General features: G+C 63.3%; 11 protein-coding genes. 6 read left to right on the forward strand and 5 right to left on the reverse strand.

Annotation, left to right across the window (positions count from 1 at the left end):
- Positions 1 to 245: 245 nt before the first annotated feature.
- The 4 genes from AC3ANQ_RS01245 to AC3ANQ_RS01260 form a co-directional block, all read right to left on the reverse strand.
- Positions 246 to 1919 (reverse strand): (2,3-dihydroxybenzoyl)adenylate synthase, encoded by a 1674-nt coding sequence (locus tag AC3ANQ_RS01245; RefSeq protein ID WP_488303435.1) that lies wholly within the window; start codon positions 1917 to 1919, stop codon positions 246 to 248.
- Positions 1916 to 3955, reverse strand: coding sequence for an acetate--CoA ligase family protein (locus AC3ANQ_RS01250; RefSeq protein WP_488303436.1), 2040 nt, complete (start codon positions 3953 to 3955; stop codon positions 1916 to 1918). The genes AC3ANQ_RS01245 and AC3ANQ_RS01250 overlap by 4 nt, the downstream gene beginning before the upstream one ends.
- Positions 3948 to 5522, reverse strand: coding sequence for an FAD-dependent monooxygenase (locus tag AC3ANQ_RS01255; RefSeq protein ID WP_488303437.1), 1575 nt, complete (start codon positions 5520 to 5522; stop codon positions 3948 to 3950). The genes AC3ANQ_RS01250 and AC3ANQ_RS01255 overlap by 8 nt, the downstream gene beginning before the upstream one ends.
- Before the next feature lie 133 nt (positions 5523 to 5655).
- Complete coding sequence (locus AC3ANQ_RS01260) at positions 5656 to 6489, reverse strand: PaaX family transcriptional regulator (protein ID WP_488303438.1); 834 nt, start codon at positions 6487 to 6489, stop codon at positions 5656 to 5658.
- Positions 6490 to 6671: 182 nt separating this feature from the next.
- Between AC3ANQ_RS01260 and AC3ANQ_RS01265 the strand changes: the two genes are divergently transcribed.
- From AC3ANQ_RS01265 to AC3ANQ_RS01275, 3 genes are all read left to right on the forward strand, one after another.
- Positions 6672 to 8024: an MFS transporter gene (locus AC3ANQ_RS01265; protein WP_488303439.1), complete on the forward strand. Its 1353-nt coding sequence runs from the start codon at positions 6672 to 6674 to the stop codon at positions 8022 to 8024.
- Positions 8025 to 8121: 97 nt separating this feature from the next.
- On the forward strand, positions 8122 to 8922 hold the full coding sequence (locus tag AC3ANQ_RS01270; protein WP_488303440.1) for an alpha/beta fold hydrolase: 801 nt from the start codon (positions 8122 to 8124) through the stop codon (positions 8920 to 8922).
- Positions 8923 to 9274: 352 nt separating this feature from the next.
- On the forward strand, positions 9275 to 10468 hold the full coding sequence (locus tag AC3ANQ_RS01275; RefSeq protein WP_488303441.1) for an NAD(P)-dependent malic enzyme: 1194 nt from the start codon (positions 9275 to 9277) through the stop codon (positions 10466 to 10468).
- A 104-nt stretch (positions 10469 to 10572) separates the two neighbouring features.
- Here AC3ANQ_RS01275 and AC3ANQ_RS01280 read toward each other — a convergent pair whose 3' ends face one another.
- Positions 10573 to 11496, reverse strand: a complete 924-nt coding sequence (locus AC3ANQ_RS01280) for an AraC family transcriptional regulator (RefSeq protein ID WP_488303442.1) — start codon at positions 11494 to 11496, stop codon at positions 10573 to 10575.
- A 274-nt stretch (positions 11497 to 11770) separates the two neighbouring features.
- Between AC3ANQ_RS01280 and AC3ANQ_RS01285 the strand changes: the two genes are divergently transcribed.
- From AC3ANQ_RS01285 to AC3ANQ_RS01295, 3 genes are all read left to right on the forward strand, one after another.
- Positions 11771 to 13120 carry an ABC transporter substrate-binding protein gene (locus AC3ANQ_RS01285; protein WP_488303443.1) on the forward strand — a complete coding sequence of 450 codons (1350 nt, stop codon included), beginning with the start codon at positions 11771 to 11773 and terminating at the stop codon, positions 13118 to 13120.
- Positions 13121 to 13185: 65 nt separating this feature from the next.
- Positions 13186 to 14154, forward strand: a complete 969-nt coding sequence (locus AC3ANQ_RS01290) for a carbohydrate ABC transporter permease (protein WP_488303444.1) — start codon at positions 13186 to 13188, stop codon at positions 14152 to 14154.
- Positions 14151 to 15068, forward strand: coding sequence for a carbohydrate ABC transporter permease (locus tag AC3ANQ_RS01295; RefSeq protein WP_488303445.1), 918 nt, complete (start codon positions 14151 to 14153; stop codon positions 15066 to 15068). Before AC3ANQ_RS01290 ends, AC3ANQ_RS01295 begins: the two co-directional genes overlap by 4 nt.
- Positions 15069 to 15090: the final 22 nt, after the last annotated feature.

A 15090-nucleotide genomic window follows, 5' to 3' on the forward strand; every position in this document is an offset into this window, starting at 1 on the left:
CTGTCGGACTCTGGACACTTCGAGCCAGACCTGTTTGCGGCGACCAACCACCCCAACGTCAAGCGGGCCCGCGAGCCCAACGCTTAAGGCCTAGGGCCTCAAGCCGGCCGACGTCGGAAAGGTCATCGGGGCCAGCCGCGCCACTGTCTACCGGCACCTGAGCCCAGACGCCAAATGACGGCAGCACTGCGCGGCCCGGACGCCCGTGAAACGTGGATTCGTGCGTTGTGCCATCCTGACAATCCTCATTTTCCGTGGGCGCTAGCGGAAGCCAGACGTTCTGCGATGTCGGCTCGGAGGTCTTTCTTGTTGATCTTGCCCACTTTTGTGGTGGGCAGTTCGTCGAGGACCACGAGTCGTTCGGGGATTTTGAACGCGGCAACTCCGGTCTGGCGCAGCATCTCCTGGATCTGTTGAAGGGTGACGTCGTGTCCGGGCCTGACGGTGATGTAGAGGCACAGCCGTTCGCCGAGCAGTGGGTCGGGCATCGCGACGGCGGCTGCCATGGTGACATCTTCGATGCGGTAGACGAGGCTTTCGATTTCCTCGGCGGAGATCTTTTCGCCGCCCCGGTTGATCATGTCCTTGTCGCGGCCTTGAACGATGAGGTTACCGTCGGGCCGCCGCTCGACGATGTCACCGCTGGCGTACCAGCCATCGGGGGTGAAAGCCCGGGCATTGGCCTCGGGTGCGCGGTAGTAGCCCCTGGGGGTGTAGGGGCCTCTTGTCAGGATGGATCCAGCCACACCATCAGGAAGGTCGTTGCCGGCCTCATCCACGATGCGGATTTCATCGGCTTCGGACACGGGGCGTCCCTGGGTGGTGCAGATGACGTCTTCGGGGTCGTCCAGGCGAGTGGTGTTGATGAGTCCTTCTGCCATGCCGAAGACCTGTTGCAGGGTCGCGCCCAGTACGGGCTTCACCTTCCGCGCGATTTCATCGGGCAGCCGGGAGCCGCCGACCTGAAGCACTTCGAGGCTGGTCAGTTGGCTGGTTCCTGTTTCTTGCTGGTACTCGATCCATCGCTGGGCCACAGCGGGCACCGCCGTTGACAGTGTCACCTTTTCGCGTTCGATGGCGGCGAAGGCCTTGCGGGGTTCCGGGCTGGGCAGCATGACCACGCGGCCCCCGGCGAAGAGGATGCCGAGAATTCCGGGGCAGGCCAGGGGGAAGTTGTGGCTAGCCGGTAGGGTACCCAGGTAGACAGTGTGTTCGGTGACTCCTGTGGCACCTGACGTGGCTTTGATGTTGTAGGCATAGTCGTTGTGGGTCCGGGCGATGAGTTTGGGCAGCCCGGTGGTTCCCCCTGAGAGCAGAAACAGGGCCGGCGAATCCGGTGATGGAGCAGAGGCATCCAGGCGCGCGCGGGCGCCCGAGACGTCTTTGCCGGGCGCCAGGATTTCTTCGAGACGAACGTTCGGCAGCTTCGCTGCGCCGGAGACGAGGATGATTTCCAAAGACGGAATGGTTGAGGCGAGGTCTTCGGCCATCGACTGGTGGTCAAAGTCTTTGATGACGTCCGGTACGGCGATGGCTCGGGATTCGGAGAGTCCCGTGAGGAAGGACAGCTCATATTGCCGGTGTGCCGGCAGCGCCATCACGGGGATGATGCCGGCGCGGAAACACGCCAGGGTCAGCACCGCGAACTGCCAGCCGTTTGGCAATTGGACCATGATGCGGTCATCTGCCTTGAGCCCTAGCTGCAGCAGGCGTTCCGCAGCTGCGTCCGTTCGGTTGGCAAGCTCGGCGTAGCTGAGCCGTACGTCACCGTCCACGATCGCGACCTTGTCCGGCAGCCGGTCGGCCGTTTCGACAACGTAGCTGCCCAGGCTGCGGTCCTCCCAGTAGCCCTTTCCGCGAAACTCCGCGGCAAGGTCCGCTGGCCAGGGGATGGTGCCCTCGCTGGTGTGGCTAGTCATTTAATGTCCTCCTCGACATTGATAACTACGGCATCCAGCGCCAGGAGCCCGTCACGGGTCAGGCGCAGGGGATTGATTTCGATCTCGGCAATTTCGTCATTGGAAAGGAGCGCATCGCCGAGCTTGACCAGTAGTCCTGCCAGTTCCGTTGTGTCCAGCATCGGCCCGGAGCGGAAGCCATACAAGAGTTCACGGGCCTGCAGGTCACCGGGCATGCTCTCAGCGGCCCGGACTGCTAGCGGCACGGAACGGATGGAGATATCGGCGTAGACCTCGGCTGCGGTGCCGCCGAGACCCAGGACAACGATGGGTCCGAAAACGGGATCTCGGCGAACGCCGACCACCAGATCGACGCCGGAGGGTGCCATTGCTTCGATCAGGAATTCGCGGGCTCCGGCGGCCTCGAGGCCGACCAGTGCCCGGTCCATGGTTTCGGGGGAGTCCACCCCCAGGTGCACGCCGCCGATTTCGGTTTTATGCAGGACGGCGGCATCGAGCAGCTTGACAGCGACCGGACCGCCCAGCTCGGCGAGTGCCTCGTGGGCGGCGGCGCGGGTGCTGCAACTGCGCCGTGCAGGTGTGGCGATACCGAGTGCGCCGAGGAGTTCCTTGGCGCGGTTCTCATCCCAAGGTCCTTCGAGATCCGGCCAGGTGAGTAATCCGGCGGCAGGAGCTTGTGCACGTTGGAACTGCCCCCGGGCGTCGTTGACCAAAGCAGTGATCCCGTGTGCCAGCGATGTCGGTCCGCAGATGAGCGGCAGCTCATGCTGCTGGGCGGATTTCCGGGTACGCTCCACGTCTCCGTCGGGGCCGTCCACGCCGATCACGAACGGCATCGTGTTAGCCAGCCCGGAATTGGCGACGGCGAGTGGCAGGTCGGCAACGGGTTCGGTCAGTCCGTACAGCGCGACGACATCGATGGCCGGGTCCTCGGCCACTGCCGCGACGATTTTCTCGTAGCCGGGCCCGGGCCGGCCGGTGTCCACCGGGTTGGCCTGGAACGTCAACGGCGGCAGCAATGTGCCGATGGTGTCCTGGCTGTGCTGTGCCAAGCGGGGCAGCGACACGCCGGCACTGTGGAGGGCATCGGCGATCAACAGCCCCGGGCCGGCCTGCCCTGTGATGAGTCCGACGCCGGGTTCTGCGGCTGGCGCAAGCCGGCGCCCCGCCAGAGCGGTGACGGCGGCAACCAGCTGGTTTTCGTCGTCGACGATCACGGCGCCGGCCTGCTTCAGGACGGCTCGCGTGGTGCGCCAGGATGTGGCCAACGCCCCGGTGTGGGACTGGGCAAATTCGGAAACATCGTTGCGGCCGACCACCAGTGCGACCACTGGCTTGACCGCGCTGAGGCGTGAGACGGCGTCGATGAGGGCCGGTCCGTCGGCGACGGTTTCCAAGTGCAGTGCAACTGCCTTCGTTTGCCCGTCGGTGATCAGGTAATCCAGGACGTCGGGCGCGGTGATGCCGGTACCTGCGCCGATGCCGACAGCCAGGCTGACACCGGCACCGGAGCGCTGAAGGTGGAAGGCCAGGACGTGGTTGACCCCGCCACTGGCGGCTACAACAGCTACCGAACCCGGTTCCAGTTCCGCGACCCCGGGTACGAAGCTGGCCCGCAGCTTGCGGTGGGGAACGAAGAAGCCGGACGTGTTCGGGCCGAGAAGTCGGATTCCGGTCTCCCGGACAGCGGTCTGAACCTGGTGGGCGAATTCGACGCCGGGTCCGCCGGCTTCAGCGAAACCTCCGGCGCAGACCAAGGCCGCTTTGACGCCGTTCGCTGCACTTTCGCGTAGCGCCTGCGCGGTGGCGGCGGCAGGCACGCAGAGCACTGCCAGATCCGGGCCGCCAGGGATGGCCGCGGCGGCTTCAGCGATGCTGGTGTGCATCCCGTCCTCACCGCGGCTGTTCACGAGTTCCACGGGAGCCGGGTAATTGGACAGTGATTGCGCCATGACGGCGCCGAGCTTATCGGGGTTGGAGGAAGCGCCAACGACGATGATGCCCCGTGGAGCAAACAGGGGAGCCAGCTTATGCATCGATTGCTTCCTTGTCCGAGGTGGCGATGGCGTCGGCCCGACCGGAGAGGACCAGCGTCAAGGCTGACACCGGGCCCCGGTCATCGACGATGACGCTTGTCAGGCCGCGGCCGAGCCGAGCCTCCTCGGAGAGGAGGATCCGGGTGAACGGGTTGCCGCCCTGGACAACAATGGCTGCAGCCTGGGCTGGCAGTTGCCCGAAGGCAGCGGCCAAACCCTCTTCGGTATCCGGTGCGGTGAGCAGCAGTCCTGTGTCGGCGTCGGCGTCGGCGGGGTCGGTGACCAGGGGAATCCGGCCGCCTGGCCCCGTCAAGGCGGCCTGGCCGGCGTCGTGAATAAGGGAAAGCAGACGCCCGCCGAACTGGACATGCCCGACGTCGAGCGTTGTTTCCAGAGGCGTGTTCCCGTGCCTGGCCAGCCAGTCCTGTTCCGTCGATTCAACAAGCCCCGGGTCGCGCTGGCGGATCTTGTCGATGTCGATGCTGCGGGAGAAGAAGTGGAACGTGAACTGGGTGGGGTCGAAAGCGGTGTAGTACCGGGCGAAGTGTTCCCACCAGCTGAGTCCGCCGCGTGCCTGGTTCTGGATCTTGGCGACCGGTGGCTGGCGCTCGGCCTCATAGTTGGTGAAGGCCAGTTCGAGGTCGTCCTGGTGGGCTGCTACTTCACGGACGAGGGCGATGGCGTCTTCTATGGCCATCTTGGTGCCGGAACCGACGGAGAAGTGCGCGGTGTGCACGGCGTCGCCGAGCAGGACCACGTTTCCCTTGTGCCAGGAGCGGGTCCTGCGGGTGCGGAAATTTGCCCAGCGGGAGTTGTTGGCCACCAGCGGCTCACCGGCGATGTCTTCGGCGAACAGTTTCTCCAGGAACCGCTGGGTCTTCAGATCGGAAGGGCCCGGGGGCTGGCTGGCATCGAATTCGTCAAGGCCGGCCCTCCGCCACGTCGCCTCGTCCGTTTCCACGATGAAGGTACTCAAGTCCTCGCTGATCGGGTAGCCGTGAACGGCGAAGTTCCCGAACTCGCTCTGCCGGTGGACGAAGGTGAGCCCGCTGAATTTGTAAGTGGTGCCGAACCAGATGAACTTGGCCGTTGCAGTCTCAGCGGTGTGGCCCAGGCTCTCGCCCAGCTGTTCGCGGGTCGATGAGTTGGCGCCGTCGGCACCGACGATCAAGTCGAAATCGTCGAGCTGGGAAAGCTCGGGCACGTACTGGCCAAAACGCATATCGACGCCGACCCCTGCCGCACGCTCCTGCATGAGCTTTAGGAGTGTCTTGCGGTAGATCGCGGCCATGCCGTTGCCGGTGAAAGACTTCTGTTCGCCCTTGAGCCGGACCTCGATGTCCTCCCAGTGGGTGCCGAAGTCCCGCAGCCCGTCCCGCACAACAGGGTCCGCATCGTTGATCCGATTCAGGGTTGCGTCCGAGAAAACCACGCCGAAGCCGAAGGCATCCGAGGCCTGGTTACGTTCAAAGAGCACCACCTCTGCGTCGGGGACGGTCTGCTTGAACAGGGTTGAGAAGAACAGTCCGCCGGGACCGCCGCCAATGCAGGCTACGCGAAGTGCCATCGATGCCACCTTCTAGGTTTGGGAGGGAAAAAGAGGGGTCTTCCCAAATTATGTAACCAATTTATGCTGAACGTCAATAACTTGTTACATGTCGAGGCGGTCGCGAAAGAAGGAGGTCGCGGCAGTGCTGCATTCAGGCCACGACTTCGCGCCCCTGTCCGACGGGCTGGCCGATGATGTCGGCCACAAATTCAGTAGCTGCGGGACCAAGCTGACGATGTGCGGCGCCGAAGAGGTTGTACGCGTGGATGCTCGGCCAATCCTGGGGCTGCAACTCCCGGGGGAGGTAGGGATCCCGGAAGAGGAAGCGGCGATAGTCGCCGATGATGCGCATCCGTTCGACAAGCGCCGTTCGTCCATCCTTGCCCGCGTTAGCCACCTCGTCGTTCAGTGCGGCATAGGTGCGGATGAAGTCTTCGTAGTCCTTCCCCAGCTGCTCCAGATCCCAGCACCGCGCCGCAAGATCCCTGTCCTCTTGGGGATCGTCGGTCCCGCACCAGAGGGCGTCGACTTTTGCGAGGGGGTTTTCGGCGGCAATTTCGCGGACCTCGGACATCAAGTCGTGCGGGCTCAGCCAGGTGGATGGCGACAATTGGCCGAACCCATGCCACGCGAGCTGCTTCCGCAACTGTTCGCGGACGGCACGCTCGGATTCGGGAACCTGGTAGATGGCCATGGTCCACCGGCCTTTCCAGTTCTCATCACGACGCCGAAAAATTCGTTCGCGTCCCTCGTCGAGGATCTCCAGCATGTGGGGTGTGAGTGAATAGACCGTCTCCCTCCCGATGCGCCGGGTAGTGAACCAGCCCTCCTTGCGAAGTCGCGACAGGTTGACGCGGACCGTTGCGGCCTCGACGTCGAAGACGGCGAGAAGTTCCGTGATGTCAGCAAGCCTGACTTCGCCCCCGGCGTAGCGGAGGTAGTCCCCGAAGAGGTCCAGAATCACGGCTCTGGGTTTCCAATCCATCTGGTTCCTCCATACTTCCGGCGCCTCTGAGCGCATGTGACGCGAATATACGTGCAACAAATATCTTGACGAACAACACGTATATGTTACATTCAGTTGTGGGTCAGGTCACAAACGCCCCCCGAGCGACCCCATCATCTCTGGCACAGCCACAACGTCGTGTATATCACCTGGAGTCCCCAATGGCTTTTCAATCGCCTTCCTCAATTCCGGTTCGCCCTGGCAAGTCGGCGGCCGTTGTCATCTTTCTTTGCTTCCTGGCCATCGTCTTCGACGGCTACGATCTGGTCGTTTACGGTGCAATCGTTCCCAAACTCCTGGCGTACAAGCCCTGGGGCCTGACTCCGGTACAGACCGGCGCCATTGGCAGCTACGCACTGGCCGGAATGTTCATCGGGGCGATCCTCATCGGATACCTCACCGACGTGGTCGGACGCAGGACGGTCATGATGGTTTCCATCGCGTCCTTCTCGCTGTTGATGCTGCTGACCGCCTGGGCGCCGACGCCCGAACTTTTCGTTTTGTTCCGGTTTTTCGCCGGCCTTGGGCTGGGCGGGGTGATTCCGACGGCGATCGCCTTGACCGTGGAGTTCTCCAAATCGAACCGCCGCAACTTCAACAACGCCCTCATGTTCTCCGGGTACGCCGTCGGTGGGATCCTCGCCGCGCTCCTTGCACTCTCATTCCTTCCCGCGCTGGGATTCCAAGGCATGCTGGCTCTGGGAGGCATTCCCCTCATCGCCGTCGCGCCTTTGCTGTTCAGGTTTCTTCCCGAGTCCCCTGCGTACCTCGCAGCAAAAGGGGACCGTGCCCACGCCGAGCGCATTATCTCGGACTATGGACTGGACCAACTGCCGTCGGCGCGGGTTCAAGGCGACGCCCCCGAAAAGGGCCGTTTCCGCACCCTGCTGACCGGTCGGCTCCTTGGTGCGATGATCCTCTTCTGCCTTGCCGGAATCTGCGGCCAGACTCTGGTTTACGGCCTGAACACCTGGCTTCCCCAGCTCATGGTCATCGCCAAGTACTCCCTCACGTCGTCCCTGTCCTTTCTCTTGACGGTCAACATCGGAGCCGTCGTGGGTGTGCTTGTATCCTCGCGCCTGGCAGACAGGTTCGGTCCGCGTATGGTCACTGCCACGTCGTTCGCCAGCTCCGGACTCGCGCTGGTGCTCATGGGCACCGGAACCATGCCCCTGGTGGCCATGTACGCACTAGTAGCGGTAGTCGGCTTTGGCTCAGTCGGAGCACAGATCCTCGTCAACGGTTTCGTTGCTACCTACTTCTCAGGCGCGACCCGGGCCACCGCCCTTGGGATCACCTTGGGCGTGGGACGGATCGGGGCCGTACTGGCAATCTCAGGAGGCGGGGTCCTCGTCGCCGCGGCACTCGGGAACTTCATTAACTTCTCCGTATGGGCCATAGCAGCAGCCGTAGGTGTGGCCGCGGTCCTGTCCGTGCCAACGCCGAAGGCCTCTGCCGGGACACAGGATGAAGAAGCTGCCGAAAGCGTCTCTGCGGACGCAATCGCTCACTGAGGTCATCCCTCTTTGACCCGCCCAGGCTCATTGCCGCCGATATTTTGGGTGCCCGTAGAGCGGAATGTTCGATTCAACCTAGACAAAGGAGTTCCCCATGAACACTCAATCCCTGAGTAACCACACCGTGGAATCGGCTGACGGTACCTTGATTGGATATCGCAAGTTGGGCACGGGCGCGCCGATAGTCCTTGTCCATGGAAGCATCTCCACCGGAGAACAATGGCTCGCCGTGGCAGAACAACTGGCCGACAACAACACGGTCTACATCATGGACCGCCGCGGGCGCGGACTCAGCTCCGACGCCAACGAGTACTCGCTGCGGACCGAATCCGACGACATCAAAGCGGTGCTCGAAGTTGCCGGCGTGGGGTCGGCCCTGCTCGGGCACTCGTACGGAGCAATCTGCGCACTGGAAGCCGTTCGTACCGGGGCCGAGGTCTCCTCCTTGGTGCTCTACGAACCTCCGCTGCCTGTCGATGCGCCCACCGCCGGACAGGCACTGGCGGACTATGCTGCAGCAATTGAAGAAGGAAACGGCGACAAAGCCATGCGCGTAGCGGCAGCTCATTTTCTGCGTATATCCCCGGAAGAAACCGAGGCCTTGGCCTCGTCCCCTTTGTGGGCAGGCATGGTTGAACTCAGTCCCACATGGACACGTGAACTCAGCGAGATCGACCATACGGATGTCCTCATTGGGCAGTACATCGAAACTGACGTCCCGACCCTGCTTCTCGTCGGTGAAGCGAGCCCGGCACACCTGGTTGGTGCCTCGCGACACCTTCGGCAGGGTCTGCCGGACGTGACCGAGACACTACTGCCCGGACAAAACCACTTCGCCCACGTTATGGATCCAGCCGGCACCGCTGACGCCATCAAGACGTTCATCCGGCCATAGCCAGCGCACATCAGGGCGACCTCCGCGGGCAGTCATTCGGTGGGATACTGACTCGCTCCTGGAGGGCCCTTGCGCCGGCTTCGATCACCACCGGATCGCTGCGGCCATGCAGCCTTTTCCGGCAACTGGCGTAATTGGTCTAGACCACTAAGACCAAAAGTATGTGTTTATGGCTGGATGTCTCTAGTCTTCCTATCAAGGACCTGCCTACGAAGACAGGACCCAAGCGGCTAGCAGCCCATATCCGCAGGAGTTTCACAGCACGGACCACCCACCCTTGGTTCGGCACCGAAGCCTCTACACCTGCCCGAATTGTGCCGTGGGTTCACGGCTAGCCTGAGGAGACAACGACGTGTCCGTCGAGACCATCACCCCTGAACAGAACCTGACTGCCCTGGCGCTGAGCGAAGAGGAAATCTTCACCGCCCACGAAGGCGGTAAGCTCTCCGTTTCCAGCACCGTGCCGCTTTTGAACAAGCGTGACCTTTCCATTGCCTACACCCCCGGCGTCGCTGAGGTGAGCAGGGCGATTCACGCCAATCCAGAGCTTGCCCGCACGCACACCTGGGCCGAGCGCCTCGTGGTGGTTGTCAGCGATGGCACCGCGGTCCTGGGTCTTGGCAACATCGGCCCCAGCGCCTCCCTCCCGGTCATGGAAGGAAAGTCGGCGCTCTTCAAGGCTTTCGGTGACCTGGACTCGATTCCGCTGGTCCTCAACACCACCAACGTGGATGAAATCATCGAGACCCTGGTTCGCCTGCGCCCAAGCTTCGGTGCTGTGAACCTCGAAGACATCTCGGCACCGCGCTGCTTCGAACTCGAAGAGCGTCTCATCGAAGCCCTCGACTGCCCAGTCATGCACGATGACCAGCACGGCACCGCCGTCGTGGTTTTCGCCGCGCTGACGAACGCCGCCAAGGTGACCGGCCGCGAACTTGAAGGACTGAAGGTTGTGGTTTCCGGTGCGGGCGCCGCGGGGATCGCCGTATCTGAGATCCTGCTGACCGCGGGTGTCAAGGACGTCGTCCTGCTGGATTCCAAGGGCATCATCAACGCTGAGCGGGCCGATCTGGTGGCTGATTCTGGCAGTGTCAAGGCCCGCTTCGCCCAGCGGACCAACCCCCGCGGCCTTTCCGGCGGACCCGCCGAAGCCCTCACGGGCGCAGACGTGTTCATCGGCGTTTCCTCCTCGAAGTTGGCCGAGGAACACCTGAAGCTCATGAACCAGGATTCGATCGTGTTCGCGCTGTCCAACCCGGACCCGGAAGTCCTGCCCGAGGTCGCCGTCAAGTACGCGGCCGTCGTGGCTACGGGCCGGAGCGACTTCCCGAACCAGATCAACAACGTACTGGCCTTTCCGGGGATTTTCCGCGGAGCTTTGGACGCCGGCGCGCGCCGGATCACCCCCGCCATGAAGATCGCCGCGGCCCGCGCCATCGCCGCGCTGGCCGAGGAAGGCCTCTCCGCCGACTACATCGTGCCCAGTCCGCTGGATCCCCGCGTTGCGCCTGCGGTCACGGCGGCTGTTGCCGCAGCGGCTGAATAGCCCGCGCTTTCAACCCCAAGAGCCGACGACGGCGACTCTCCCGTGCTGGGGAGGGTCGCCGTCGTTCTTTGCTTAGGTCGCTCTGGCCGGCAGCCGGAAAACCGTCAGGCCTGCAACCGCTGGCGGTAGCGCCGGGGTGTTTCCCCGGCGTCGTTGAGGAAGTGCCGGTTGAAATTTGACAGGTTGGAGAAGCCTACTTCGTAGCAAATGTCGGAGATGGCTTTGTCGCTGCGCTCCAGCAGGCGTCGGGCGTGGGCCAGCCGGAGTTTGCGTACGAGGTCGCTGAAGTTCTGGCCGGTGGAGCGTTTGAAGTATTTGGAGAATGTCGGCTCGGGCATTCCTACCAGCGCCGCAGCTTCGGACATCTTGACGTTGCCGGCGTGATTGCTGAACACGTACTCGAGGACGATGTCCACCACGGCGGCGGCCTGGCCGTCCAATTGGGGCCTGAACCATTCGTCGGCAAGGTAGCGGCGCTCCTCCTGGGGGGCGTGGGCAAGGATCGCAAACAGTTCGAAGAGGTGGTATAGCCGCTCCAATCCGGTGGAGGTGCCCATCGCCTCGATCGCTTCGGCGGCCTTCCGGGCTGACGTTCCCAGGAATTCGATTCCACGTGCGGATTGTTCCAACAGGGGGTTCACCTCGGCCATTTCCGGAATCGTGGCTGCTGCCTGCCGGACCCATTTTCCATCGAACTGGATCACCGCGTCCCGCCGCTCCAACACTTCCCCGGGCTCAAGGTCGCTGACCCAGTCATGCGGCAGGCCGGAACCTACCAGGGACACCTGGCCGGCCTCGAAGGTGCCGATGTGGTCCCCCACAATGAATTTTCCCGTGCCTTTCCGGATCAGGTGGATCTCGTATTCGGGGTGGTAGTTCCAGCGTGCCAGCGGGCTGGGGTAATCGTGTTCGTGCCACCGGACCGAGTGGTTCGGGTCGGCGGGGATGACCTCACGGTTGGCTCGCATGCCGAGGAGCCGTTCTGCAAGCCTCGCTGCTGCGTCATCGACCGGTTCCACCGCGCTCATAGTGTTTCTCCATGCGTTCGACTTTTATGAAATCTGGACAGCGCCTTGGGATGTCTTCCTCCAGATTAGCGCCTGCGCGGGCACTATTCTGGAAAATTAGTATCAGAAATTGGCAACGGAGGCGCTAGTTGTGCCCTATCCCACACGCCTACTGTTGAGGAACCAAGCGCGGCACATCGGATTCCCGATCTCAGGCCTCGCTCCAGTCCAGTACCTCGACACGGCAGTCGAGGTGCAGAGACTGGCACCCCCTTGAAGAACAAAGGAGTCCTTAATGCGCCCGAAAATACGTGTGGCCTCACTCGCCGCCGGCGCCCTGTGCATCGCACTATCCGCCTCGGCCTGCTCCGGCGCCGGTGGCGGCACCTCTGCCGGCGACCAGAACAGCATCAACGTCTTGATGGTCAACAATCCGCAGATGGAGGATCTGCAGAAGCTGACGGCGGATAACTTCACCAAGGACACCGGCATCAAGGTGAACTACACGGTCCTGCCCGAGAATGACGTCCGGGCCAAGATCAGCCAGGAGTTCTCCAGCCAGGCAGGACAGTACGACGTTGCGTCGCTGTCGAATTACGAGATCCCGTTCTACTCGGCGAACGGCTGGCTGGCGCCGTTGGACAACGTAGCCAAGGACGCGTCGTTCAATCAATCAGACATTTTGCCGGCCTACACTGCTTCCCTCACGGGCAAGGACGGCAAGCTGTACGGCGAACCGTTCTACGGCGAGTCTTCCTTCCTGATGTACCGCAAGGACATCCTTGACGCCAAGGGCCTGACGATGCCGGAGAAGCCCACCTGGGACCAGGTGGCCGATCTCGCAGCCAAGGTTGATGGTGCGGCTCCGGGGATGAAGGGCATCTGCCTGCGCGGCCAGCCGGGCTGGGGCCAGGTCTTCGCGCCTCTGACCACCGTGGTTAACACCTTCGGTGGGACGTGGTTCGACAAGGACTGGAACGCGAAGGTCAACGCCGCCGAGTTCACCGCAGCCACCAAGTTCTACGTGGACCTGGTCCGCGCTCATGGCGAAGCAGGGGCTGCGCAGGCGGGGTTCACCGAGTGCCTGAACAACATGAGCCAGAGCAAAACCGCCATGTGGTACGACGCCACCTCCGCGGCAGGTTCACTGGAAGCTGCCGACTCGCCGGTCAAGGGCAAGATCGGCTACGTCCAGGCACCGGTGAAGGAAACCAAATCCTCGGGCTGGCTGTGGACCTGGTCCTGGGGCGTGCAGGCAGCGTCGAAGAAGCAGGATCCCGCGGGCAAGTTCATCGCCTGGGCCAGCTCGAAGAAGTATGAGGAACTCGTAGCGTCCAAGCTCGGCTGGGCCAAGGTCCCGTCCGGCAAGCGCATCTCCACCTACGAGAACGCAGATTTCCAGAAGGCCGCACCGTTCTTCCAAGCCGAACGGACCGCCATTGAAAACGCAGACCCGAAGAATCCCGGTGTCCAGGCGCGCCCTGTGGTCGGTATTCAGTTCGTCGGCATCCCTGAGTTCGCCGACCTCGGCACCACGGTCTCCCAAGGGGTCAGTTCCGCCATCGCCGGCCAGGGCTCTGTAGCTGACGCGCTGGCCAAGGGCCAAGACGCCGCGCAGAAAATCGGCGACAAGTACAAGAAGTAACCACCCACCAACCGGTTCCGGGGCCCGCCGCAAAGTGCCGGCCCCGGAACCGCAGGAGACCCACCATGACTACCGCAACAGCGCGCATTCCCCGGCCCGGGCACAGCGCCCCCAAACCTTCCAAGACCGCCAGGTCCCGTGAACGCGCCCTGGCCTGGGCACGGCGTGCGCCGCTGCTGCCAGCCCTGATCTTCCTCATCATCGTCACCCAGCTTCCGTTCGTGGTGACCCTGATCATTTCGTTCCTGAACTGGAACAGCCTGCGCCCGGACCAGACCGGATTCGCCGGGCTCGGCAACTACGTCCAGGTCCTCACCGACCCGGACCTCCGCCAAGCCATCTTCACCACCATCATCCTCACCGTCTCCGTTGTCCTGGCCAGTCTGGTTATCGGCCTGGGCCTGGCCCTGCTGCTGGATAAGAAGTTCATCGGACGCGGACTGGCCCGGACCCTGCTCATCGCACCCTTCCTCGTGGTGCCGGTTGCCGCAGCCCTGATCTGGAAGCACGCCCTCCTCAATCCGACGTATGGGCTGATCAACGGCGCCCTGACCTGGATCTGGTCCCTCTTCGGCAGCGACAACCCGCCCCAGCCGGACCTGCTCTCCCAGGCACCCCTGGCCGCCGTCATCGTCTCCCTGGTCTGGCAGTGGACCCCGTTCATGATGCTCATCCTGCTGGCAGGGTTGCAGTCCCGGCCCATGGATACAGTCGAAGCAGCCCAGATGGACGGGGCCAGCCCGTGGGACATCTTCCGCCACCTGACACTGCCCCACCTGCGCCAGTACCTCGAGCTCGGCGGTTTGCTCGGAGCCATCTACATCGTGCAGAACTTCGACGCCGTCTTCACCCTCACCTCGGGAGGACTCGGCACGGCCAACCTGCCCTACGCCGTCTACCAGACGTTCTACTTCGCCAACGAATACGGCCTGGCGTCCGCCGCCGGCGTCGTGGTGGTCATCGGCACCATCATCGTGGCCACCTTCGCCCTCCGCACCGTATTCTCGCTCTTCAAGAAGGAGGCAGCACGATGAGCACCCTCACCCCTGCCGCACGCCGCAACTCAGTCCCTGGCCAGGCCGCCCCCGGCGCCGGCTCCCGCCGCCGCGGCAAGACCCGCATGGACCCCACCCGCAACAACACCGCCGCCGGCATCGCGGCCTGGCTCCTCGCCCTGCTGTTCGCAACGCCGGTCCTGTGGATGATCCTGACGTCGTTCCACTCCGAAACGGATGCCGCAACGAACCCGCCCTCCATCGCAGCCAACCTCACCCTGGACGCCTACAAGGAATTCTTCGGGGCAAGCTCCGGCGTCAGCCCCTGGCCGCCGCTGATCAACTCCGCCACAGCCTCCATCCTCTCGACCGTCCTGGTCCTGGTCCTGGCAATCCCCGCCGCCTACGCGCTGTCCATCCGGCCGGTGAAGAAGTGGACCGATGTCATGTTCTTCTTCCTGTCCACGAAGATGATGCCGGTGGTGGCCGCGATCCTTCCACTGTTCCTCTTCGCCAAGACGGCCGGTGCGCTGGACAACATCTGGTTCCTGATCCTGATGTACACCTCCATGAACCTCCCCATCGCGGTCTGGATGATGCGCTCCTTCCTGGCAGAAGTACCGGTGGAGATGCTCGAAGCCGCCGAGATCGACGGAGCGGGCCTGTTGTTGATTCTCCGCACGATCATCGCCCCCGTCGCCATGCCCGGCATCGCCGCGACCGCGCTGATCTGCTTCATTTTCAGCTGGAACGAACTGCTCCTGGCCCGGGTCCTCACCGGCGTCATGGCCGGCACCGCGCCGGTGTTCCTTACCGGCTTCATCTCGAGCCAGGGCCTGTTCCTCGCCAAAGTCTGCGCGGCCGCCGTCGTGATCTCCCTGCCGGTGCTGTTCGCCGGATTCGCCGCCCAGGACAAACTCGTCCAAGGCCTCTCGCTCGGCGCCGTCAAATAGACCGCCCTCCCTCTTCGATTTC

Source organism: Arthrobacter sp. DMZ02-1R (assembly GCF_057747935.1).

What these genes read in the sequence shown, in the direction of transcription:
- AC3ANQ_RS01250 (WP_488303436.1), bottom strand. Translation starts at nt 3,955, where the DNA reads ATGCATAAGCTGGCTCCCCTGTTTGCTCCACGGGGCATCATCGTCGTT.
- AC3ANQ_RS01285 (WP_488303443.1), top strand. Translation starts at nt 11,771, where the DNA reads ATGCGCCCGAAAATACGTGTGGCCTCACTCGCCGCCGGCGCCCTGTGC.
- AC3ANQ_RS01255 (WP_488303437.1), bottom strand. Translation starts at nt 5,522, where the DNA reads ATGGCACTTCGCGTAGCCTGCATTGGCGGCGGTCCCGGCGGACTGTTC.
- AC3ANQ_RS01290 (WP_488303444.1), top strand. Translation starts at nt 13,186, where the DNA reads ATGACTACCGCAACAGCGCGCATTCCCCGGCCCGGGCACAGCGCCCCC.
- AC3ANQ_RS01260 (WP_488303438.1), bottom strand. Translation starts at nt 6,489, where the DNA reads ATGGATTGGAAACCCAGAGCCGTGATTCTGGACCTCTTCGGGGACTAC.
- AC3ANQ_RS01245 (WP_488303435.1), bottom strand. Translation starts at nt 1,919, where the DNA reads ATGACTAGCCACACCAGCGAGGGCACCATCCCCTGGCCAGCGGACCTT.
- AC3ANQ_RS01270 (WP_488303440.1), top strand. Translation starts at nt 8,122, where the DNA reads ATGAACACTCAATCCCTGAGTAACCACACCGTGGAATCGGCTGACGGT.
- AC3ANQ_RS01295 (WP_488303445.1), top strand. Translation starts at nt 14,151, where the DNA reads ATGAGCACCCTCACCCCTGCCGCACGCCGCAACTCAGTCCCTGGCCAG.
- AC3ANQ_RS01265 (WP_488303439.1), top strand. Translation starts at nt 6,672, where the DNA reads ATGGCTTTTCAATCGCCTTCCTCAATTCCGGTTCGCCCTGGCAAGTCG.
- AC3ANQ_RS01280 (WP_488303442.1), bottom strand. Translation starts at nt 11,496, where the DNA reads ATGAGCGCGGTGGAACCGGTCGATGACGCAGCAGCGAGGCTTGCAGAA.